This window comes from Algoriphagus sp. NBT04N3, assembly GCF_019443765.1.
Lineage (GTDB): Bacteria > Bacteroidota > Bacteroidia > Cytophagales > Cyclobacteriaceae > Algoriphagus > Algoriphagus ornithinivorans.
On the sequence record NZ_CP048415.1, the window covers coordinates 2288828 to 2311055 of the forward strand.

Sequence of the window (22228 nt, forward strand, 5' to 3'; positions counted from 1 at the left end):
GCCTTGCTGCTTCTTGCCATCATAGCTTATCTCGCTATCACGGTGGGAATCGGGGCTTGGTCTTCCAAGCTGGTTAAAAACTCCAATGATTTTGTATTAGCGGGACGATCTCTCCCGCTTTTTCTTTCTGCCTCTGCCCTATTTGCGACTTGGTTTGGCTCTGAAACTATCTTTGGAGCATCCTCTGTATACCTAGAAGAAGGCTTAATTGGAGTTATTGAAGATCCATTCGGAGGAGCACTATGCTTGGTTTTATTCGGTATGTTTTATTTACGCCCCATGTACAGAATGGGAGTTCTTACTATCGGTGATGTATTTAAAAGAATTTTCGGGAAAAGAGTTGAGTTTTTCGCCTCGGTTTTCATGATTCCAGCCTACTTTGGCTATGTAGCGGCCCAGCTTGTCGCCTTAAGTTTGGTGCTGGGAGCAGTAACTGATTTAAGCCTTTTAGAAGGAATTCTCATCGCTGCAGGAATTGTAGTATTCTATACATTTTTGGGCGGTATGTGGGCTATATCGATTACCGATTTCATCCAAACCACTATGATAGTTATTGGACTGGTTTGGGTTGCAATATTGGTGGCTCAAGAAGCAGGAGGCGTTCAGGAAATACTTTCTCAAGCCCCCGAAGAAAGCTTTCAGTTTTTTCCTGAGCCCGATTTCACTTCCTGGGTCAATTATTTCGGAGCGTGGATCATTTTGGGCTTAGGCTCTATTCCATCTCAGGATATTTATCAAAGAGTCATGGCTTCCAAATCAGAAAAAGTAGCGGTGCGCTCTACCTATTTGGCGGGCACATTTTATTTGACTTTTGGCTTGTTGCCTTTATTTATCGCATTGGGAGCTAAGGTGCTCTATCCAGAACTTTATTTGGAAAATAAGCAAATGCTTCTCCCTTCCATGATATTAAGGCATGGGGGCTTGCCTGTACAGATTGTCTTTTTTGGGGCTTTAATTTCAGCAATTATGAGCACCACGAGTAGTGGGCTTCTGGCGCCTGCTGCCATCATTTCAGAGAATATCATTAAGCCCTATTTTGGAGACAGACTGGATGACAGACATTTCTTATGGATTCTAAGATTGAATGTGGTCTTTGTGGCCATCATCGCAACAATAATGGCAAGTTGGGAATCCAATATTTATGAATTAGTCGCTGGAGCCTCTATCTTGATGCTAGTATCTTTATTTGTACCCTTGACAGCAGGACTTTATTGGAAAAACGCTTCTAAGGTGGGAGCCTTGATGTCAATGGTAATTGGCATGATCGTTTATTTGGTCATTCCCAACTTTGAGCTTTCTGTAGATGCTCACATATATGGACTATTTGCCAGCATTATTTCCATGATAGCAGGAAGCTATTTCTTCCCTGACAAATCAAAACCGAACTATGAACTATCCTAAGATAATTTTAAAAAAAGGAAAAGAAATTTCACTGATCCGAAAGCATCATTGGGTTTTTTCAGGTGCCATTGCCCAAATGGATTCCGATCTTGAATCAGGTCAACTAGTGGCTGTTTACTCTTCAAGAAATACTTTTTTGGGAATCGGTCATTTTTCCCATGGCTCAATCATGGTCAGGATTATCAGTTTCGAGGAAGAGCAAATTGATCTTTCCTTTTGGAAGAAAAGAATTCAATCCGCTTATGAATTGAGAAAGGCTTTAGAACTGATCAATAATCCTGAAACCAATGTCTACAGACTGATTCATGGGGAAGGTGATCTTCTGCCAGGTTTGATTGTGGATTTTTATAATGGAACGGCGGTCATTCAAGCCCATCATGTAGGCATGCATGCACATATTCGAGAGATAGCTGAAGCAATTCAGGAAGTATACGGCAAGGATATCCAAGGAATTTATGATAAAAGTTCAGAAACCCTTCCAAAAAATCTGGGCATTAGCAGCAATGAATGGGTTTGGGGACAAGCCTCCACTGATTTAGTAAAAGAATACGGAGCTGCCTATAAAATTGACTGGGAGAAAGGACAAAAGACTGGATTTTTCATTGATCAAAGAGAAAACAGAAAGCTTTTGGCCTCTTATTCCAAGGGAAAAAAAGTCCTGAACACCTTCTGCTATTCAGGCGGGTTTTCGGTTTTAGCGCTCTTAGAAGGAGCAAATGAGGTGCATTCTGTAGATATTTCTCCAAAAGCTATTGAACTGACAGAAGAGAATATCTCGCTCAATCCTCAAATCCAGGGATCACATGAGTCGAAGGTGGCAGATGTTGTGAAATACATTCGGGAAATCGGTGATGATTATGATCTCATCGTGCTGGATCCCCCAGCTTTTGCCAAAAATATCAAAGCAAGACATAATGCTGTTCAGGCTTATAAAAGACTGAATGCAGAGGCATTGAAAAAAATTAAATCCGGGGGAATTCTATTTACATTTTCCTGTTCTCAGGTAGTCGATAAAATTCTATTTGCCAATACCATTACCGCTGCAGCTATGGAAACTGGCAGAAAAGTAAAAGTGCTACATCACTTAAGTCAGCCGGCTGATCATCCAATCAATATTTATCATCCGGAAACTGAGTATCTCAAAGGCCTGGTTCTTTACGTGGAGTAAATTTCAAACAATTTTAGTCAAGTATTATTTCTTTTGAAGTAATTTCACCCTATAAACATCATCGAATATGTATACAGGAATCCAACATTTACACTCAGGACTTGCTTATTTGGCTCTAATCGCCTTGATCATTGTCATCGTTTTGATGCTAATCGGTTCTCTCAGTGGAAAAGAATTCACAGAAAAGGACAGGAAAATCGCAATGGTCGCATTTATTCTTGCCCATACCCAATTGTTAGTGGGTTTGATTTTGTACTTCGTCAGCCCAGTTGGATTTAGCCTATTAACTTCGGGAGGGGCAATGTCTGACCCAGCTGCGAGATTAACTGCTTTAGAGCATCCATTAATCAATATCATTGCTATCGTATTGATCAGCATTGGTTATATCCGAGCAAAAAAACTGCAAAGTGACCGTGCTAGGTTCAGAAGTGTTTACATGATGTATGCCATAGGATTGGTGTTAATTCTCAGCAGAATTCCTTGGGCTAATTGGTTAGGGTAATTGCAAAAACTGATTATCCGTAGTCATGCCAGTATTCATATCTTCTTTGCTCATCCTAATGGAAGACCGAAGACAGGAGACCGAAGCTTCCGGATTTTGATCCTTTGAGCTAATTCTAAGTTATATTTATCATCTTATTGATGAGAACACATACACACAAATTCCAAAAAAAACCGAAGCCTGTAAAGCTTCGGTTTTTTATTTTCTCGAAAATCTGAGCCACTCCTCTCTCTTCTATTCTCTCGTCTCTAGCTTCTCGATTCTAACTTTTATTCTCTGTCCCTTAAAATCCTTTTTTAATCTGCTCTGCTATTTCTGCCAATTCTTCCTTCTCCAATTTAAGTTTAGGTCGAGTGAAATTAATATCATCCATGGTTTTCAAAGGAACCAAATGCACATGGACATGAGGAACTTCCAATCCTATCACTGCTACTCCAATACGGGTACACTTGATCGTCTTATCCATTGCCTTCGCCACCTTTTGAGCGAATGTCATCAATCCTGATAAGACCATCGGCTCCAGATTGAAAATATAGTCTACTTCCTGTTTGGGAACTACCAAAACATGCCCTTTCACCAAAGGCATAATGTCCAAAAAGGCTATGTAGTTTTCATCCTCAGCGATGATATGTCCGGGAATTTCCCGATTGATGATTTTTGTAAATATGCTTGCCATAATTTTTAAATATGATTATTCGGAATTTTTCAAGCAGCCTTATCTCCCTTTGCTAATGGAGACCGAAGACCGAAGACCGAAGTTTGTCCCTGATAGCCATCAGGCTTAGCTTTTATACTGATAATTTTCTTATAGGTAGAAAAGTAGATATACATATCATTAAAATAAAAAAATCCCGGCGAAAACCGGGATTCCTAACTGTTAATATTTTAAATCAATAAGAAATCTCTAGAACTTCAAACTGAAGCTTTCCTGCTGGAGCGTTGATTTCGGCAATATCTCCCACAGCCTTACCTACTAAACCTTTTCCAAATGGAGAGGCTAAGGAAATTTTCCCCGCTTTCAAATCAGCTTCTTCCTCAGATACCAAAGTGTAAGAAACTGTTATCCCATTCTTTACATTTTTGATTTTTACCGTGCTCAAAATCCCAACTTTAGATTGGTCCATTTGAGAGTTATCCAAAACTCTGGCATTCCCTACCACTGCCTCTAACTTGGCGATTTTAAGTTCCAATAGGCCCTGTGCATCTTTCGCGGCATCATACTCGGCGTTTTCGGATAAATCCCCCTTGTCACGTGCCTCTGCAATCTGCTTTGCAATATCAGATCTTCCTTTGGTCTTCAACTCGTGAAGTTCATCCTTCAACCTCTTGAGACCCTCTTCTGTGTAGTATTGTACTTTTGACATATAATATCACTTTGTTAAGTAGGTACAAAAAACAAAGTAACGGTCGCGTGAAAGGGACCGTTACCTTGTTTTCTTCCTGAATTTGTAAAGCAAAAATAGAAAAACTCTAATCAGAAAGCAAAATTGCCTCAAAAATAAAAGCCTCCTGTTTTTTCACTCAATTCACTAATTAAAAGCCTTTTTTATCCTATTTACCAGAACTTTATTGATTTTTTCATAGGATTCAAAAGTCCAGCCAGCAACATGTGGACTAAATATTACATTATCTCGAGCGGTCAGTCTTTCAAACTCCTCTTTTTGCTTATCGGTAAACTTCTTGAATTTTTCATTTTCCAGAACATCCAAAACAGCTCCTTTTAGTATCCCTTCATCCAATGCTCTATTAAGTACCTCAAAGCTGATGACTTCACCCCTTGCGGTATTGATCAGCCAAAAAGGTTTGGAGAAGCTTTTTAATTCTTCGTAGGTGAAAAAATTCCTTGTTTCCGAAGTCAAAGGAATGTGCAAACTTAACACATCAGCCTCTGCTTTGACTTTTTCCCAAATGACTTCTTCTACTTCATCCGAGCCAAAGCCCAATTTATATTTATCATAGGCCATCACTCGAACTCCAAAACCTTTAAGCCTTTTGGCAAACTGGCTTCCCATATTGCCATAACCCATGATCCCTACCGTTTTCCCCTTTAGTTCATGTCCTCGATTTCCTTCTCTATCCCAAATTCCTTTTCTCACTTCGGAATCAGCTTTAATGACATGATTGAACAAGGCTAATAAGCCTCCTATTGCATGCTCTGCCACTGCGTCGCGGTTTCCTTTGGCAGCATGAAATAATTTGATTCCCCGCTCCACCAAGTACTCCAAATCAATTTGATCCAAACCTGCTCCAGCTCTGGCTATAAATTGCAATTGACTGGCCTTTTCCAATAATTCCCTATCCATGGAAGTTTTAGAACGGATTACAAGCCCATGATAACCTGCTACTTTTTCCAAAATCTCAGACCTGGAAATTTTAGGCTCATAATCTACTTGGTGACCTTCTTTTTCCAATAAATCGATGATGCTCAAATGCATCTCGTCTATAATCAAAATCTTCATTTAATCACAAATTGAGTAATAGCATGGCAACGCCGAAGTAAACAGCCAAGCCTAATAAATCATTGGTGGTGGTGATGAATGGACCGGATGCTATGGCTGGATTGATACCAAATCGGTTTAGGACTAACGGAGTAACTGTCCCCATAAATGAGGCTAATAGTACCACACAGAACAGGGCAATCCCAACTGTAACCCCGAAGATTGGCTCAAAACCATAAAGAAAGACGACCACCAAGAAAACAAAACCTCCCAATACAACTCCATTGATCAAGGCAATTAGTAAGCCTTTAAAAAATCGCTGAAGTGGTGTGTCATCAAATATGGATTTATTGGCAAGAGATTGAACAATCAAAGAGCTTGCTTGAATCCCAACGTTTCCTCCAGTAGCTGCCACCAGTGGAATAAAGGAGGCCAAGGCTAAATATTTATTCAAACCTTCTTCAAAGAAACCAATGATTTTAGCCCCCATCAATCCTCCCATTACACCAATTAATAGCCAAGGCAATCTTGCTTTAGTGATCAAAAAAATGGAATCAGACTCTTCGATATCTCCGGAGATACCGGCCATAGCTTGGATATCCTCATCAGCTTCTTCCTGCACTACGTCAAGGATATCATCAACTGTAATCCGACCCACCAATTTGTTTTTGGCATTGACAACCGGGACAGATTCCAAGTCATATTTTCTCATGATAGAAGCTACCTCCTCCTGATCCATATAGGTAGGAACAGAAATCACCTCTTCCTCATAAATATCCTCTATTTTGGTATTCTCACCAGCCAAAATTATTTTCTTAAGGGACACTCTCCCTAAAAGTTGCTGTCTATTATTTACAACATAAATGGAAAAAATCTTTTCAACGTTCTCAGCCTGTCTCCGGATTTCATTGATGGTTTGGATGACATTCCAGTTTTTATTGGCTCGGATAAATTCTTTGGCCATGATACCACCGGCGGTGTCTTCTTCATAGCGCAACAAGTCCAAGACTTGCTCAGACTTGAGTTTATCCTGAAAATGAGAAATAACTTCCTCCCGCTCACGCTCACCCAGTAAATTTAAAATATCCGCTCCATCATCAGAATCCATCAACTCGATGTAGGATGCTATCTCAGCTTCATTGATTTCTTTCAAAACCCTGAAAAGCGTATTGTCATCCAACTCTATCAGAATATCAGCAGCTGTCTGTTTGGTTAAAGCACGGAGCACATATATAGACTCCTCCATCGACAGCTCGTCGAGGATGGCTGCGATATCAGCTACATTTACCCCTTCCAAAGACTCCTCGATGAACACGAGGTCTTCAGACTCGATCGCCAACCTAAGGCTTTCTAGGTATTCTTTTGAAAGTTCAAATTGCTTAATGATTTCCACGGGAAGCTTCGATTTGTTGGGTTAAAAACACAAAATCAGCCACATCTAACTGTTCTGCTCGCTTATCCAAAATAGGATGGCTTTTAAACTCCTCAGCAAGCTGAAATGATTTCAGAGAATTCCGTAATGTCTTTCTCCTATTTCCAAAACCACCTTTGACAACCTGGAAGAAAAGCTTTTCATTACAATCCAGTTTATCTGTTTGGTTTCTTGTCAAGCGAATCACTCCGGAATTTACTTTCGGAGGGGGATTGAAAACACCGGGAGGAACGGAAAACAAATATTCTATAGAATAATATGCCTGAAGCAAAACAGACAAAATACCATAATCTTTATTTCCTTTTGGAGAAGCAATTCGCTGCGCGACTTCTTTCTGAAGCATGCAAACTACCTCAGTTACTTTTTGCCTTTCTTCCAAAACCCTAAAAAAGATCTGAGAAGAAATATTGTAAGGGAAGTTTCCGGCTATGGCATAACGCTCCGGTAAAACAGCATCTAAATTCTCCTTTAAATAATCCCCTTCAATGATTTTCCCTCCAAGCTGGGGATATTTCTGATGCAGATAAGCTATGGACTCAGAATCAATATCTATTAGATATAGTTCCAAGGGGTTTTTCAACAGAAAATCTGTCAGCACTCCCATTCCGGGGCCGATTTCCAATACGCAGCCTACATCTCCATGGCCTTGCACTGCTTGAGCTATTCGCTCGGCAATACTAAGGTCGGTCAGAAAATGTTGGCCCAGATGTTTTTTGGGTCTGACGTTCTGCATCGAATAGCTCAGATAAATTTTTATAAATTGCAGCCTAAAATTAAGACAATATTCCTAAAGGCCTAAGTTCAAGATTAGGCCATTCTTTTCAACAATCAAGTTTTTATGAGCGCTAAAATTTCAAAACCCATAATAGGGATCAGCATAGGGGATATCAATGGCATTGGGGCAGAAGTAACTATGAAGGCTCTTCAGGACAATAGAACTTATAAAAACTTCACTCCATTGATCTATGGGCATGGAAAAGCACTGAGTTATTACAGAAAGCTTCTCAGCATGGAAGATTTCAATTTTGTGCAAATTCGTTCTCTGGACGAAATACAGCACAAGCGAGTAAATGTGATCAATGCTGTAGAAGAATGTCCGGAGATTATCCCTGGAGTAGAAACTCAGGAAGCTGGTAAAATGGCTCTAGAAGCGCTAAAAATGGCAGTTGAAGACTTAAAAGCTGGAAATATTCAGGCTTTGGTCACTGCTCCATTGAATAAAAACAACATCAACTCTGAGGATTTAAAATTTGTAGGACACACTGAATTTTTAACTGAAGCTGTTGGTGCGAAAAAAAGCCTGATGTTTATGGTGGCTGAACAATTGAGAGTTGGTTTGGTCACTGGACACATTCCTTTATCAAAAGTAGCTCAAGCCGTAACAGGTGAGAAGATCAAAGAGAAAGCAAATTTAATGCTACAAAGCCTTGAGAAGGATTTTGGAATTGCCAAACCAAAAATTGCAATTCTGGGACTAAACCCACATGCCGGAGAAGATGGACTGCTAGGAGAGGAAGAAGAAAAAGTAATCAGACCAGCTATCAATGAATTGAAAGACCAAAACAAACTGGTCTTTGGTCCCTACCCTTCTGATGGTTTCTTCGGAATGGTGCATCAAAGTAAGTTTGACGGGATTCTAGCCATGTATCATGATCAGGGACTAATTCCTTTCAAATCAATAGCATTTAGCAATGGAGTGAACTTCACAGCAGGGCTGCCTGTTATTCGTACTTCGCCGGATCATGGCACTGCATATAATATTGCAGGAAAGAATCTGGCAGATGAGGGGTCGATGCGTGCGGCCATTTATTTGGCCTCTGATATCATCCAATACCATGAATCATTAGTCGAGGAGGAATAATTATTTCGGTTTAACCAAATATTATTTCCCTGACTATTTTAGATAAAACAAAATTATACCTATTTTTGCGGTCTTAAATCAGAAGGAGGAAGTGTGAAATTCTTACGAAGCTTTGATATTGAGGTAATTAAGTTCAAAGAAGGACAGCACGAAATCGAGTTTCTGATTGACGATCAGTTCTTTTCGGCTTTCGAGGATAATGAACTGGTTGAAAAAGGCAAGTTGACCACAAGGGTTATCATGCATAAAGGAGCAAATTTGATAGAGATGGAATTTGATATTGCGGGTCATGTGAGACTGACTTGTGATAGAAGTCTCGAAGAATTTGATTATCCGCTTGATATTCAAGAGGAGATCATTTTCAAATATGGCTCTGAAGAAAAAGAAATTGACGATAATATCTACATGATTACGAGGGATACTCCTTCAATCAATGTAGCTCAGTTGATTTACGAGTTTATCTTATTGGCTATTCCAGCCAAGAAAATCCACCCTGATCACCGCAATGAATTGGATGAGGAAGACGATTCGGATATAGATGGACAATACATTTATATCGATGATCAGTCAGACTGGGAGGAAGAAGAGGAAAACTCAGAAGAAAATGAGGACACACCAGTAGATCCCCGTTGGGAGATGCTGAAAAAATTAAAAAAATAAAGAACGAGAAATCATAAACCACGCATAAAATGGCACATCCTAAACGCAAAATTTCGAAAACCAGAAGAGATAAAAGAAGAACTCATTACAAGTTAGAGGCTCCTGGTATGGCTAAATGTCCTACAACTGGCGAAATGCACCTTCCTCACAGAGCATTCTGGTTGGACGGTAAGTTGTATTACAAAGGTCAGGTGATCATCGAAAAAGAGGTATTGGCTTAATCCAATATTTAACTCATAAAATTGAAATCCATCCCCGAAACGGGATGGATTTTTGTTTTTCAGCTAATTCCAAGACTCATTTAACCAATGACTTAGCAGTCATAAACGGATTAATTTTGGTGGTAAGAAGCAATTGTAATATTTTTGACCTTCCTTAGCAAAACCTATCAACCTAAGAAAATCAAAGACTTTTTGAATTGTCTTTGGAAAAACAAAATCAAATGGAGCAACTAAGAGCCATGATCACCGGGATTCAGGGATATGTACCTGAGTACCGTCTGACAAACAAAGAACTTGAAAAACTGGTCGAGACCAATGATGAATGGATCACCTCGAGAACAGGAATCAAGGAAAGAAGAATTCTCAAAGGAGAAAACCAAGGATCCTCGGTAATGGGTGCAGCAGCAGTCAAAGGACTGTTGGAAAAAACCGGTACCGACCCAATGGATGTGGAATTGATCATCTGTGCGACTGTCACTCCTGACATGCCCTTTCCGGCAACAGCCAACATCATAGCGGACAAAGTCGGAGCAAAAAAGAGCTTCAGCTTTGATATTTCTGCCGCTTGTTCAGGCTTCCTTTACGCACTTCAGTTAGGGGCTCAATTTATTCAAGCGGGAACCCACAAAAAAGTAGTGGTAGTAGGTGCTGATAAAATGTCATCCATCGTAGATTATCAGGATAGAACAACCTGTATCCTCTTCGGAGACGGTGCAGGAGCAGTACTACTGGAAGCTACCACCAGTGAATATGGTATCAGAGATGCGATTTTGAGATCTGATGGATCAGGAGAACCTTACCTACACATGAAAGCAGGAGGAAGCCGTAAGCCAGCCACTCATCAAACAGTTGAAGCAAGAGAGCATTTTGCTTACCAAGAAGGTTCAACAGTGTTTAAATTTGCTGTAACCAACATGGCAGATGTAAGTGCTGAAGTGATGGAGAGAAACGGATTGACTGGAGACGATGTAGCTTGGCTTGTTCCCCATCAGGCAAATAAGAGAATCATAGATGCCACAGCCAACAGAATGGGAGTTGGTCCAGAAAAAGTAATGATGAATATTGAACGCTATGGTAATACCACTGCCGCCACTATTCCACTTTGCCTTTGGGACTATGAAAGTCAACTCAAAAAAGGAGACAATTTGATTTTGGCTGCTTTTGGGGGTGGATTTACCTGGGGTTCTATTTATGTAAAATGGGCTTACGACCCCAAATAAGGAAAAAAATAAACTCAAATATATATGGCAAGTACTGCAGATTTTAAAAATGGATTGTGCCTTGAAATGAACAATGATATTTGGACCATTGTAGAATTTCAGCACGTAAAGCCAGGAAAAGGAGCTGCTTTCGTCAGAACAAAATTGAAAAGTCTTACCTCTGCCAAAACTTTGGATAAGACTTTCAACGCAGGTGAAAAGGTAACCACTGCGAGAGTTGAAAAAAGACCTCATCAATTCCTGTACAAGGACGACATGGGTTACAACTTCATGGATACCAATACCTTCGAACAAATCATGATCGAAGAAAAACTGATCGAGCGTTCTGATTTATTGAAAGATGGTCAGCTTGTGGATATTTTGATCCACGATGAGACTGAAACTCCACTTTCTGTGGAATTACCTCCATTTGTTGAATTGATGATCACCTATACCGAGCCGGGTATCAAAGGTGATACTGCTACTAATGCCTTGAAGCCGGCAACTGTTGAAACAGGTGCTACTGTGATGGTCCCTCTTTTTGTAGATCAGGACACCATGATCAAGGTAGACACTCGTGATGGTTCATATTCCGAACGAGTAAAATAAAATCAAAAGCTGTGTGATTTTAGTAAATTACACAGCTTTATTGTTTTAAACCCAACCCTGCCGAGAGGCAATCCAAAACATGAAACCTATGAAAGCAAAAGAAATTCAGGAATTAATCGACTATATCTCGAATTCTGGTCTGGCTGAAGTAAAAATCAAAACAGAAGAATTCGAACTTTCTATCAAGAAATATGCAGAGTCTGCTCAAGTGAGAGTGGTGGAATCAGCTCCGGCTCCTCAGCCAGCTGCAGCACCTGCTCCAGCGCCAGCGCCAGCACCTCAACCTGCTGCTTCTGAGGCTCCAGCTGCGGCAAGCTCTAATTTGGTAGAAATTAAGTCCCCGATGATCGGAACCTTCTATCTTACTCCTAACCCAGATTCTCCTGCATTTGTGAATGTAGGTGACGCCATCAAGGCTGGACAGACCGTTTGTATCATCGAAGCGATGAAACTTTTCAACGAAATCGAATCCGAAATTTCCGGTAAGATTGTAAAGATCTTAGTTTCCAATGCAACACCAGTTGAATACGATCAACCATTGTTCTTGGTAGATCCAGCAGGTTAATTTTTCCACTAAAAATAAATCGCTGTGTTTAAAAAAATATTAATAGCCAACCGAGGTGAAATTGCTCTAAGAGTAATTCGAACTTGCAAGGAAATGGGAATTAAAACTGTAGCTGTATACTCTACAGCAGACAAGGATTCCCTGCACGTTCGCTTTGCAGATGAAGCAGTTTGCATTGGCCCGGCTCCAAGTAGAGAATCTTATCTCAATATTCCCAGAATAATTGCCGCTGCTGAAATCACCAATGCAGACGCTATTCATCCGGGTTATGGGTTCCTTTCTGAGAATGCTGAGTTCTCAAGAATTTGTGATGAATACGGAATCAAATTCATTGGAGCATCTCCGGATATGATCGCCCAGATGGGTGATAAAGCTACTGCTAAAGCAACCATGAAAGCAGCAGGTGTCCCGACTATTCCAGGTTCAGAAGGTCTTTTGGACTCCATCGAGCAAGGCTTAAAACTGGCCAATGAAATGGGTTATCCGGTTATCCTTAAAGCAACTGCAGGTGGCGGTGGCCGAGGAATGAGAATTGTTAAAGAAGACAAAGATTTCAAAAAAGCATGGGATGATGCAAAAATGGAATCTGGAGCTGCTTTTGGCAATGATGGATTATATCTTGAAAAATTTGTTGAGGAGCCTAGACATATTGAAATTCAAATTGTCGGCGATAGCAGAGGAAAAGCATGTCACTTATCAGAAAGAGACTGCTCAATACAGAGAAGACATCAGAAGCTGGTAGAGGAAACTCCTTCCCCATTCATCACAGATGAACTTAGAGAAGCTATGGGTAAGGCTGCTATCAAAGGCGCTGAAGCCATAGGCTATGAGGGAGCAGGTACTATTGAATTCTTGGTCGATAAAGACAGAAACTTCTACTTCATGGAAATGAATACCCGAATTCAGGTAGAGCATCCAATTACAGAGGAAGTAACTGATTTTGATCTGATCAAAGAACAGATCAAGGTAGCTGCAGGTGAGAAAATCTCAGGAAGAAATTACTTCCCTAAACTCTATGCAATGGAGTGTAGAATCAATGCAGAAGACCCTGCCAATGGCTTCAGACCAAGTCCGGGAAAAATTCAAAACCTTCATATCCCTGGAGGACGTGGAGTTCGGGTTGACTCGCATGTTTACGCAGGCTATGTCATTCCACCAAACTATGACTCCATGATTGCCAAGTTGATCGTAAGTGGTCAAAGTAGAGAAGAGGTGATAGTAAGAATGAAAAGAGCCTTGGAAGAGTTTGTGATTGATGGTATTAAAACCACTATTCCTTTCCACATTGCTTTGTTAGAAAATGAACAATTCAAGGAAGGAAACTTTACCACCAAATTCTTGGAATCTTTTGCTTTCTCAGTGATAAAGAGCTGATATTGAATAAATAAAAATAATTAGGAGGCTGTCTCAAAAGTGCAATTTGTCACATTGAGCGAAGTCGAAATGTAGGCCAAAACGATAGAAATGGCCTTCGACTCCCCTCAGGCTGACACTAGAACTAATTCTGAGACAGCCTCTTTTCATTGCCAGAGAAAATAAAAATTAATCAAAAACGACTTATACTTTTTTAAAATTTTTCCATAACTTGAAATACCAAAATAATCCCTTCTATGGTTTTCAAGAGGCGAAATATTTATGCTTTAATTCTTTTAGTTCCATTTTTTTGGTCATGTGAACCACACAATACAGAATATGACTCGCTGGAACCCATAGACCAAGTCAGTTACAATTTCCATATCAGACCCATCTTATCTGATAAGTGCTTTGCCTGCCATGGTCCTGATGCTAATAAAAGGGAAGCTGATCTCAGATTAGACTTGGAAAGTTCTGCATTTAAAGTCTTGAAGGAAAATCCGGGAAAGTTTGCTTTGGTATCAGGAAAACCTGAAGAATCGGAGGTGTACCATAGAATAAGTTCTCTTGATCCTTCGGAAATGATGCCTCCGCCTGAATCCAACCTACAGCTGAGCGAAAGAGAAATTGCACTGATTAAAAAATGGATAGAACAAGGCGCAAAATACGAGCCTCATTGGGCTTTTGTAAAAGCAGAAAAGGGCAAACTCCCTCCAAAAACTGAATGGACCAAGAATGAATTAGATCAATTCACTCTTCAAAAGATGAAGGAAAAGGGTTTAAAGCCTAACCCAAAAGCAGAATCCTATGAATTGATCAAGCGTGTAAGTCTGGATTTAACGGGGCTCCCTCCAAGCCCAGCGATTCTACAGCAATTTTCTGACCTGGACGAGTCTGGCAATTATGAAAAGTTGATTGACAATTTACTTGCACAAAATTCTTTTGGAGAAAAACTGGCAATTCTATGGATGGATATTTCCAGATATGCCGATAGCTATGGATATCAGGATGACAATATTCGAACCCAGTGGCCATACAGGGATTGGGTGATCCATGCATTAAACTCTAATCTTCCCTATGATCAATTCATCACCTGGCAGATTGCAGGAGATTTATTGCCCAACCCAACCAAGGAACAGATTTTAGCTACCGCTTTCAATAGAAACCATAAATACACTGAAGAAGGCGGTGTTATTGATGAAGAATATCGAGTAGAATATGTGCTGGATAAGACCAATACCTTCAGTAAAGGAATACTGGGCATTACTATGGAATGTGCTCAATGCCACGATCATAAATATGATCCATTCTCTCAGAAAGAATATTATGAATTTTTCGCCTTCTTCAATAATAGTCCAGAAAAAGGCTACGAGGGAGATGTGAGTATTTCAAAGCCCGCTAAAACTCCCATTCTTTGGATAGAACGAGAAGACTTGGGCGGAATTTTAGACTTCATCAATTATCCAGACACTAGCAAATTATCTGTTTCTGTCATGGGTGAGTTAGAAGGTGAGAAAGCCAGAACAACCTACATTTTAGATAGAGGAGTATATGATGCTCCCACTAGTCCGGTGAACCCTTCTACGCCAGCTTCAATCCTTGAATTTTCCGCTAATCTTCCCCAAAACAGACTGGGATTGGCTCAATGGGCTACCAATAGAGATAATCCATTGACAGCCCGAGTTTTTGTTAATCTTATTTGGCAGGAAATATTCGGAACTGGAATAGTCAAATCAGCGGGAGATTTTGGAATGCAGGGAGATCTTCCTTCCCACCCGGAATTATTGGATTGGCTCGCAGTAGATTTTATGGAAAATGGCTGGGATATCAAGCGTTTAATGAAACAGATTGTCAGCTCTGCCACCTATCAACAATCCGCAAAAATCACCAGGCAGCACCTCAATAAAGATCCGGAAAATATTTACCTAGCAAGAGCACCTAGATTAAGATTACCAGCTGAAAACATTCAAGATCTGGTTCTGGCCAGTAGCGGTTTATTGGTTAATCAGGTGGGTGGACCTAGCGTCAAACCCTATCAGCCGGAAGGTATCTGGGAGGCAGCATCATCGGGACGTGGAGTGCTGGCAACTTATGTTCAAGATCATGGAAAAAGCCTTTATCGACGAGGACTTTACAATTTCATCAAACTCACAGTTCCTCCCCCCAAAGCCATCATATTTGATTCAAGTAATAGAGATAGATGCGAGGTAGGAAGAGGGAGAACCAATACTCCTTTGCAAGCTTTGGTCATGCTGAATGATCCTTTAATTCTCGAAGCTTCTAGAGTATTAGCCTCCAGATTAATGACTCAGGAAACTGAATCCAAAACTGCAATAGAAGAGGCATTTCTAAGAATTCTATGCAGGCCAATGAGCTCAAAAGAATCGAAGCTTTTGATGAGTTATTATGATGATCAGCTGAAAAGGTTTCAATCCAATCCAAGCCAGATCAAAGAAAGCTTAGAGGTAGGAGAATATCCTTTGGAAGAAAAACATATTAATGCCGAGACTGCTGCTTTGATGCAGGTAATTGTGAGCCTCTACAATCTGGAAGAAACAATAACCAAAATCTAACATGGAAAAAGAAATCTTAGAACAGGGATTAAATCTCAATAGAAGAAAATTTCTTTCCAGATTAAGTCTTGGGCTTGGGAGTGCAGCATTGGGTTCATTGCTGGTCCCCGATCTTTTTTCAGGAAGAAATGAATCCGAAGATGCAATTATGGCAGCTCTTCCTCATTTTGCTCCAAAAGCAAAAAGAGTGATTTATCTTTTTCAAAATGGTGCCCCTTCTCAATTAGAATCTTTCGATTATAAGCCTCTTCTGCAAAAAAACTATGGACAGGATCTCCCAGAGTCTATTCGCATGGGTCAGAGATTGACGGGAATGACCGCAGGACAGGAAAAATTTCCTTTAGTGGGTTCCTATTTTGATTTTCAACAATACGGGGAAAGCAGAGCATGGATTTCATCCATTTTCCCTCATACAGCCAGCATAGTGGATGATATATGCATAGTTAAGTCTATGCATACAGAGGCAATCAACCATGATCCTGCTTTGACATTTTTCCAAACTGGTGCTCAAGTCGGTAATCGCCCAAGCATGGGTTCATGGCTGAGTTATGGTTTGGGAAGTGAGAATAGCAATTTACCGGCATTCTGTGTGTTACTAAGCAGAGGAAAAGGAAATGGGCAGGGGGTTTATTCTAAGCTTTGGAGCAATGGATTTTTAGATGCAACTCATCAGGGTGTACAATTTTCAAACTCCGAAGACCCGGTCTTATACCTGAAAGACCCTAAATCCATGAGCCGGGATGAGCGCAGAAAAATGCTTGATCAGATTGCTGCAATGAATGATTTGAGTTTCCGGGAGTTTAATGATCCGGCCATCACAGCGAAAGTTCAGCAATATGAAATGGCCTATAGAATGCAAACTGCTGTACCTGAAATCACGGACGTATCTAAAGAGCCCGACTCTATAATCAAATTATACGGACCAGACTGTTTGGTTCCAGGAACTTACGCTGCCAATTGTCTTTTGGCCAGAAAGCTTTCTGAGAGCGGAGTTCGATTTGTTCAATTATACCATCAGGGTTGGGATCAACACGATAACTTACCCAATCAAATGGCCATGCAAGCCAAAGATGTGGATCAGGCCTCTGCTGCTTTGATCACAGATTTGAAGCAAAGAGGTTTATTAGACGAAACTTTGGTGATATGGGGTGGAGAGTTTGGCCGAACCAATTATTGTCAAGGCAAAATCCAAGTGGAAAATTACGGGAGAGATCATCATCCTAGGGCTTTCTCCATTTGGATGGCAGGAGGAGGAGTAAAATCCGGAATGGTATATGGCGAGACAGATGAATTCGGATATAATATCGCTGAGAACCCAGTGCATGTTCATGATTTTCAAGCTACCGTTTTACACCTTTTGGGCATAGATCATGAGAAGCTGACGTACAAACATCTCGGCAGAAGGTATAGACTGACTGACGTATCCGGCAAAGTGGTGAAAGACCTGATCGCTTAATGTATGAGAGAAAAATCAACGCTCCGTAACCTGCTTGAAAACTGTCTTTTTGTTTGGCTAGGACTCAGTTTTGTGCTCAGTCTTTCTCCAGAAAGCACGGAGTTTCCGTCCTTCTTTCAAGTTGTAGGCAGATCCCATCCCCTACTCTTGCATTTCCCTATAGTCCTACTACTTGCAGGCATCATATTTTTCTTGGTCCCCAGTCTCCGCGAAAACAATGAGGTCAAAAATATCGGCGAATTGATCTTTCTTGCAGGGGCTAATTTTGCAGGAATTACCGTAGTCGCAGGTTTAATTTTGGCAAAAGAAGATTACGAAGGAGAGGCTCTAAATTGGCATCAATGGGCTGGATTTTTGGTATTTGCTTTTTCTGTTTTCATCTATTTCTTCAGAAATATCAGCTCAAAAACCATAGGCTTTTCTGCCATGATTTTAGCAATTGGAGTTATTTTAACTGGACACTGGGGAGCTAATCTTACTCATGGAGAAGACTTTTTATTAGCCCCATTAAATACAGAGGAAAGTCAAGTTCCTACCATGGCGGAAGCAGAAGTCTTCAGAGATATTATTCAACCTATTCTGGAGGCAAAATGCGTGACTTGTCATAGAGAGGGCAAAATTAAAGGCGAATTAAGACTGGATCATTTAGAAGGAATTCAAAAAGGAGGTAAAACAGGGCCTTTTGCATTGGCCGGAGATTTGGAAAACTCCATGATGGTTCAGCGCATTGGCCTCCCTATGGATGCTAAAGAACATATGCCTCCTAAAAACAAGGCTCAACTCTCTGAAGAAGAATTAAGTATTTTAAAGGAATGGGTGGCGAATGGGGCAAAGTTTAACCAGAAAATGGAAGAGCTGGAGAAGGAAAGTAAACTATATCAATTTGCAAGCTTGCGCTTTCAGCCAGAAAAAACGTATGAGTTCGAAGCGGCATCACCTGAAACTGTAAAGGAGCTCAATAATTTTTATAGAACGGTCATGCCTCTTTACCCTGAGTCTCCAGCCTTGGTTGTTTCTTACTTCGGAATAGCTGCCTTCGACACTGCATCACTCAATGATTTGAAAAAAGTTAAAACCCAGATAGTAGAGCTAAGCCTTAACAAAATGCCTCTGGAAAATCTGGATCTAGGCTTTTTGGAGGATTTCAATAACTTGGAAAAGCTTACACTAAATTTTTCTGGCCTATCCTCTAAACAAATTGAGCAACTGGGAAAATTATCATCCCTTCAAGAATTAGCGCTTTCAGGAAATAACCTCCAGCAGGAAAGTGTAAAAATTTTGTCTCAAATGAATCATTTGAAAAAGCTTTTCTTATGGCAAACTGGGCTTTCGGATTCGCAGAAAAATGAATTGAAAAAAAATCTACCAACCACGAGAATTGATTTTGGATTTGATGGGAAAGGGATAATTTATGAATTGAATCCTCCTAAAATCTCACAGGCAAAAACACTTTTCAAAGACAGTTTGGAATTAGAGCTCAGTCATCCGATTCCAGTGGCTGAGATTCGATACACTTTAGACGGAACTGAGCCTGATAGCCTCAATAGCCCTATCTATGCGCAACCTATTTGGATCAATCAATCCGGAAAAATCCAAGCCAAAGTCTTTGCTCCTGATTGGAAAAGTTCGCCGACTGTATCCTCAGTATACATGAAGTCAGGCCTGAGTCCTTCAGATTCAAAACTTCTAAATGCTCCAAATCCAAGATATCAAGCTCAGGGAGCCAGTACCCTTTTTGATCAAATCAAGGGAAAAAACAATCACACTTCCGGGGAATGGCTGGGATACAGTGATCAAGCTTTTGAAGCTGAGTTTGAAATTCCTGAAAATCAAAATGTGGAAAGTTTAGGCTTGAGCTTATTATATCATGAAAGTGCCTATATCTTCCCTCCTACGCAGGTTGAAATATTTAGCTGGGAAGATGGTAGATGGAAAAGTATCATTCGGGATCAACCCAAACAGTCTGAAAAGATTGGTGAAATCAGATCGGAATTACTTCAATACAAGATCCAAGGCAATAGTCCTCAAAAAATAAAAGTCAAGCTCAATCCAATTTCCTCACTCCCAGCCTGGCATCCTGGAGCCGGAGCGAAAGGCTGGGTATTTATAGACGAGATTTTATTGAATTGAAAGAATTAAATTTCAATTAATCAGAAGTTGCATTTAACTCCTAATAACTTTCAGTTTATAGTAAACAACCTGATCTTTTTCCTCTTCAAAATAATCCTGATTTTTCAGCCCCAAAATCTCCCCTTCTTCAGTGACAATATTAGTGTAAATCAGTCCTTTGGGAAGAGGGATATCATTTTCTTGGAGAGTTAAAGTTTGGTCAAAAACTGCCAAATAATTCTGCTTTTCGTCTTCAATCTGTTTCTTCCTTTTTCTCGCATCTTTATCCAAACCATTCATAAAGTCTTCAGAAAAGCCTTTTTCATAGATCATATAGATGTGATTTTTGTCAAAAGTTATTGAGTTAATTCTACCGGAATAACTCTTCCCTGCTATATCCAAAAAATCATCTTGTTTTTCGAAAGGCACCCCTAATTGAGGGACAGCATCCTTGACCTGAAGAGAAACTTCTTTAACAAAATCTATCTCGCCAGCACTTTCTTTGTAGTGGTAAAACTTCATTTCACTTCCTAAGTATAGGAACCAATCTTTTTCTCTTCTTAAAACAGTGGGAAAAGTCCATCCATAAAAATTCCCATCTTGATAAAAAGACCCGGGAGGAAAAGGCATAGTCTGACGACTTTCAAGGCTGGTAGTATCCATTATTTCCAAAATGGGTGCATGGTAAACAGATTCAAAAATACCTTTTAGGTCTTCATCCCAATCTATTTCCTTAGAGTCTCCTTTTTCAGGCCTTAAAAATGCCACTTCTTTTCCCATGTTAAAGAATGGCAGCCCCGCAATTCCGTTTAGATAAAAAGCAAAATAGGGAAAACGGAGATTCCATATTTTATTTCCCTTTTGATCGAGTTTCACCAAGCCTTTACCAAACTCAAGGATTTGAATTTTGCCATCAACCATACTGATTGCATTTATCATAGAAACTGAATTTGGCCCATCATGGGGCACTTCAAATTGCTCTAGGATAACTCCACTCGTATCCAATACAACCAATTCTTGATTCCCATTTCCAAAGCCTAGGTATCTTTGACTTGCAGGATCATAATTGATTAACCAAAGATTACCCAGATAATCAATTTCCAACGAGTCAACTACTTTGACTTGAAAGTTAGTCTCTGAGTATTTTTTTGAATCTTTGGCATCATTACAGGATGATATGAAAATTATGAGAAAACCTATTTTTAGAAAGTTGGATACCGGATTATTTATAGTGCAAAAAGATGCTTGAAACATGATTGATATTGCTGCTTTTAAATAGATTTAATATAAGTGTCTACAAACAGATTGAAGAACTTGATTACTGAAACTTTGGTCATTCCTGCCTCTAGGTACAGGAAATGGTCTCCCATCCCAAAAAGAAAGAATAATTTTAAAAGTATTTAAATTCCGCTTAATCAGATTTTTTATTATGGATTCCCGCTTTCTTACCAGTATTGACAAAAATACGGATTATTGTCCGCTAAAAGGATCAGAATCTGGAAGCTTCGCCTGCCAGTATTCTAAGGTTTAAGCAAGAAGATTTTCAGTTTTTTTTCATGCGGCATATTTTAATATGTCTACATAGCTGGAATTTCGGTTGACAACAGCAAAAGCCCTTGCAATAAGTTTATTTCTGATAATATTAAGTGTGCTCATTTTGCTTTTCCCTTCACCGGTTCTTCTCTTGTAATAGGTCTTCATCTCAGTGCTGTATTGGATGGCTGTGCCTGCACATAATGTCAGCAGTGTTTTAATTCTCTTATTCGCCAGCGGACTGGTTTTGGTTCTCCCTCGATAGGATGTACCTGACTGGTTGGGAAACGGTGCTGTTCCTGCATAACTGGCAAACTTTCTCCAGCTATCGAATAGGGTAAACCCTTCTGTTAAGACGATAAGTGCAACAGCTGTCTGTGGGCCTATGCCCTTGATAGAGTTAATCAGCTTATATTGGTTCATTAACAGTTCATCTTTGCGTAAAAGTTTGTCTATTTCTTTCTCTACGGTTTCGATCTGTTTATCTAAACAAGCGATTACTTCGGTATTGGATTTTTGATAGACTTTTAATTTGTTTTCTGAAACTACAGCTTCATATTCTTTGATACGGGTGATGTAAGCTGCTCTGTCTTTTACAAGTCGCTCTCTGTAATTAAACAGCTTTTTGAGATCCTGGATGACCTTTTTGGGAGGAACAGTGGGGATAATCTTCTCCTGCTTTTCATAAAGATATTCAGCTATGTCTTTAGAGTCTGCCTTGTCTGACTTACCTCTTCTTATTCCCAAGGATCGCTTTAATTCAAGTCCTGAGATGATATAAAATGGTAGGGAGTGCTTTTCAAGAAACAAAGCAAGTTCTGAAGAATAAATCCCAGTGGATTCAAATCCGAAAAGCAGTTCTTCTGCGAGTATTAACCCAGAGTTTTCCATTACCCATTCCACCAGCTCCTGGTAACCTTTCTCATTATTTTCAAAGACTGCGTGGCATTGGTTGATCTTCAGATAAGCATCAAGTGTAGATTTACTTACATCGACTCCAATAATTGATTTGAATTTCATAATTTAGACATTGAAGTTTAACAAATGAGAGTTGCGGAAACTAAAACCTTTAACAGGCCTAAAGCCTAAAATTCTAACTGGTTACTGGCAACTCAACTAAGAATGGGGACTGATACTGGCAAGAGGTC

General features: G+C 40.0%; 20 protein-coding genes. 13 read left to right on the forward strand and 7 right to left on the reverse strand.

What is annotated here, in order from left to right; translation table 11 throughout:
* The first annotated feature begins 3 nt into the window (after nt 1-3).
* From GYM62_RS09835 to GYM62_RS09845, 3 genes are all read left to right on the forward strand, one after another.
* Nucleotides 4-1401, forward strand: a complete 1398-nt coding sequence (locus tag GYM62_RS09835; RefSeq protein WP_219959280.1) for a sodium:solute symporter family protein — start codon at nt 4-6, stop codon at nt 1399-1401.
* Nucleotides 1388-2569, forward strand: a complete 1182-nt coding sequence (locus GYM62_RS09840) for a class I SAM-dependent rRNA methyltransferase (RefSeq protein WP_219959281.1) — start codon at nt 1388-1390, stop codon at nt 2567-2569. The genes GYM62_RS09835 and GYM62_RS09840 overlap by 14 nt, the downstream gene beginning before the upstream one ends.
* Before the next feature lie 67 nt (nt 2570-2636).
* Entirely contained in the window at nt 2637-3071 is a 435-nt protein-coding gene (locus GYM62_RS09845; RefSeq protein WP_144603753.1) for a hypothetical protein, read from the forward strand.
* A 283-nt stretch (nt 3072-3354) separates the two neighbouring features.
* Here GYM62_RS09845 and GYM62_RS09850 read toward each other — a convergent pair whose 3' ends face one another.
* The 5 genes from GYM62_RS09850 to rsmA form a co-directional block, all read right to left on the reverse strand.
* The gene (locus GYM62_RS09850) at nt 3355-3747 is read right to left on the reverse strand and encodes an HIT family protein (RefSeq protein ID WP_091655244.1); all 393 of its coding nucleotides are present in this window, start codon (nt 3745-3747) and stop codon (nt 3355-3357) included.
* A gap of 214 nt (nt 3748-3961) precedes the next feature.
* Nucleotides 3962-4435, reverse strand: coding sequence for a transcription elongation factor GreA (gene greA, locus GYM62_RS09855; protein ID WP_219959282.1), 474 nt, complete (start codon nt 4433-4435; stop codon nt 3962-3964).
* A 165-nt stretch (nt 4436-4600) separates the two neighbouring features.
* Nucleotides 4601-5530 carry a 2-hydroxyacid dehydrogenase gene (locus GYM62_RS09860; protein ID WP_219959283.1) on the reverse strand — a complete coding sequence of 310 codons (930 nt, stop codon included), beginning with the start codon at nt 5528-5530 and terminating at the stop codon, nt 4601-4603.
* Between the two features lie 4 nt (nt 5531-5534).
* Nucleotides 5535-6902 (reverse strand): magnesium transporter, encoded by a 1368-nt coding sequence (gene mgtE, locus GYM62_RS09865; RefSeq protein ID WP_219959284.1) that lies wholly within the window; start codon nt 6900-6902, stop codon nt 5535-5537.
* Nucleotides 6889-7674, reverse strand: coding sequence for a 16S rRNA (adenine(1518)-N(6)/adenine(1519)-N(6))-dimethyltransferase RsmA (gene rsmA, locus GYM62_RS09870; protein WP_219959285.1), 786 nt, complete (start codon nt 7672-7674; stop codon nt 6889-6891). Before rsmA ends, mgtE begins: the two co-directional genes overlap by 14 nt.
* Nucleotides 7675-7779: 105 nt before the next feature.
* On the opposite strand from rsmA, the gene pdxA reads away from it, so the two are divergent.
* The 10 genes from pdxA (at nt 7780) to GYM62_RS09920 (ending at nt 19568) form a co-directional block, all read left to right on the forward strand.
* Nucleotides 7780-8802: a 4-hydroxythreonine-4-phosphate dehydrogenase PdxA gene (gene pdxA / locus GYM62_RS09875; RefSeq protein WP_219959286.1), complete on the forward strand. Its 1023-nt coding sequence runs from the start codon at nt 7780-7782 to the stop codon at nt 8800-8802.
* 93 nt (nt 8803-8895) lie between these two features.
* Nucleotides 8896-9462, forward strand: a complete 567-nt coding sequence (locus GYM62_RS09880; protein ID WP_091655238.1) for a DUF177 domain-containing protein — start codon at nt 8896-8898, stop codon at nt 9460-9462.
* Between the two features lie 29 nt (nt 9463-9491).
* Nucleotides 9492-9683 (forward strand): 50S ribosomal protein L32, encoded by a 192-nt coding sequence (gene rpmF / locus GYM62_RS09885; protein WP_091655237.1) that lies wholly within the window; start codon nt 9492-9494, stop codon nt 9681-9683.
* A 221-nt stretch (nt 9684-9904) separates the two neighbouring features.
* A complete protein-coding gene (locus tag GYM62_RS09890) occupies nt 9905-10903 on the forward strand; it encodes a beta-ketoacyl-ACP synthase III (protein ID WP_091655265.1) in 999 nt (332 codons plus the stop codon).
* 24 nt (nt 10904-10927) lie between these two features.
* Nucleotides 10928-11491, forward strand: coding sequence for an elongation factor P (gene efp, locus GYM62_RS09895; RefSeq protein WP_091655236.1), 564 nt, complete (start codon nt 10928-10930; stop codon nt 11489-11491).
* Nucleotides 11492-11579: 88 nt separating this feature from the next.
* Nucleotides 11580-12056, forward strand: a complete 477-nt coding sequence (gene accB, locus GYM62_RS09900; RefSeq protein WP_219959287.1) for an acetyl-CoA carboxylase biotin carboxyl carrier protein — start codon at nt 11580-11582, stop codon at nt 12054-12056.
* Nucleotides 12057-12080: 24 nt separating this feature from the next.
* On the forward strand, nt 12081-13430 hold the full coding sequence (accC, locus tag GYM62_RS09905; protein WP_219959288.1) for an acetyl-CoA carboxylase biotin carboxylase subunit: 1350 nt from the start codon (nt 12081-12083) through the stop codon (nt 13428-13430).
* A gap of 236 nt (nt 13431-13666) precedes the next feature.
* Entirely contained in the window at nt 13667-15982 is a 2316-nt protein-coding gene (locus tag GYM62_RS09910; RefSeq protein WP_219959289.1) for a PSD1 and planctomycete cytochrome C domain-containing protein, read from the forward strand.
* Between the two features lies 1 nt (nt 15983).
* Nucleotides 15984-17438, forward strand: a complete 1455-nt coding sequence (locus GYM62_RS09915; RefSeq protein ID WP_219959290.1) for a DUF1501 domain-containing protein — start codon at nt 15984-15986, stop codon at nt 17436-17438.
* A 3-nt stretch (nt 17439-17441) separates the two neighbouring features.
* Nucleotides 17442-19568: an FN3 associated domain-containing protein gene (locus tag GYM62_RS09920; RefSeq protein WP_219959291.1), complete on the forward strand. Its 2127-nt coding sequence runs from the start codon at nt 17442-17444 to the stop codon at nt 19566-19568.
* A gap of 33 nt (nt 19569-19601) precedes the next feature.
* Here the strand turns inward: GYM62_RS09920 and GYM62_RS09925 are convergent, their stop codons facing one another.
* Together GYM62_RS09925 and GYM62_RS09930 are read right to left on the reverse strand one after the other, a co-directional pair.
* A complete protein-coding gene (locus GYM62_RS09925; protein ID WP_219959292.1) occupies nt 19602-20801 on the reverse strand; it encodes a hypothetical protein in 1200 nt (399 codons plus the stop codon).
* A 300-nt stretch (nt 20802-21101) separates the two neighbouring features.
* On the reverse strand, nt 21102-22100 hold the full coding sequence (locus GYM62_RS09930; RefSeq protein ID WP_144602881.1) for an IS110 family transposase: 999 nt from the start codon (nt 22098-22100) through the stop codon (nt 21102-21104).
* Between the last annotated feature and the right edge of the window lie 128 nt (nt 22101-22228).

What these genes read in the sequence shown, in the direction of transcription:
- GYM62_RS09840 (WP_219959281.1), top strand. Translation starts at nt 1,388, where the DNA reads ATGAACTATCCTAAGATAATTTTAAAAAAAGGAAAAGAAATTTCACTG.
- GYM62_RS09845 (WP_144603753.1), top strand. Translation starts at nt 2,637, where the DNA reads ATGTATACAGGAATCCAACATTTACACTCAGGACTTGCTTATTTGGCT.
- GYM62_RS09850 (WP_091655244.1), bottom strand. Translation starts at nt 3,747, where the DNA reads ATGGCAAGCATATTTACAAAAATCATCAATCGGGAAATTCCCGGACAT.
- greA (WP_219959282.1), bottom strand. Translation starts at nt 4,435, where the DNA reads ATGTCAAAAGTACAATACTACACAGAAGAGGGTCTCAAGAGGTTGAAG.
- GYM62_RS09860 (WP_219959283.1), bottom strand. Translation starts at nt 5,530, where the DNA reads ATGAAGATTTTGATTATAGACGAGATGCATTTGAGCATCATCGATTTA.
- rsmA (WP_219959285.1), bottom strand. Translation starts at nt 7,674, where the DNA reads ATGCAGAACGTCAGACCCAAAAAACATCTGGGCCAACATTTTCTGACC.
- pdxA (WP_219959286.1), top strand. Translation starts at nt 7,780, where the DNA reads ATGAGCGCTAAAATTTCAAAACCCATAATAGGGATCAGCATAGGGGAT.
- rpmF (WP_091655237.1), top strand. Translation starts at nt 9,492, where the DNA reads ATGGCACATCCTAAACGCAAAATTTCGAAAACCAGAAGAGATAAAAGA.
- GYM62_RS09890 (WP_091655265.1), top strand. Translation starts at nt 9,905, where the DNA reads ATGGAGCAACTAAGAGCCATGATCACCGGGATTCAGGGATATGTACCT.
- efp (WP_091655236.1), top strand. Translation starts at nt 10,928, where the DNA reads ATGGCAAGTACTGCAGATTTTAAAAATGGATTGTGCCTTGAAATGAAC.
- accB (WP_219959287.1), top strand. Translation starts at nt 11,580, where the DNA reads ATGAAAGCAAAAGAAATTCAGGAATTAATCGACTATATCTCGAATTCT.
- GYM62_RS09910 (WP_219959289.1), top strand. Translation starts at nt 13,667, where the DNA reads ATGGTTTTCAAGAGGCGAAATATTTATGCTTTAATTCTTTTAGTTCCA.
- GYM62_RS09915 (WP_219959290.1), top strand. Translation starts at nt 15,984, where the DNA reads ATGGAAAAAGAAATCTTAGAACAGGGATTAAATCTCAATAGAAGAAAA.
- GYM62_RS09920 (WP_219959291.1), top strand. Translation starts at nt 17,442, where the DNA reads ATGAGAGAAAAATCAACGCTCCGTAACCTGCTTGAAAACTGTCTTTTT.
- GYM62_RS09925 (WP_219959292.1), bottom strand. Translation starts at nt 20,801, where the DNA reads ATGTTTCAAGCATCTTTTTGCACTATAAATAATCCGGTATCCAACTTT.
- GYM62_RS09930 (WP_144602881.1), bottom strand. Translation starts at nt 22,100, where the DNA reads ATGAAATTCAAATCAATTATTGGAGTCGATGTAAGTAAATCTACACTT.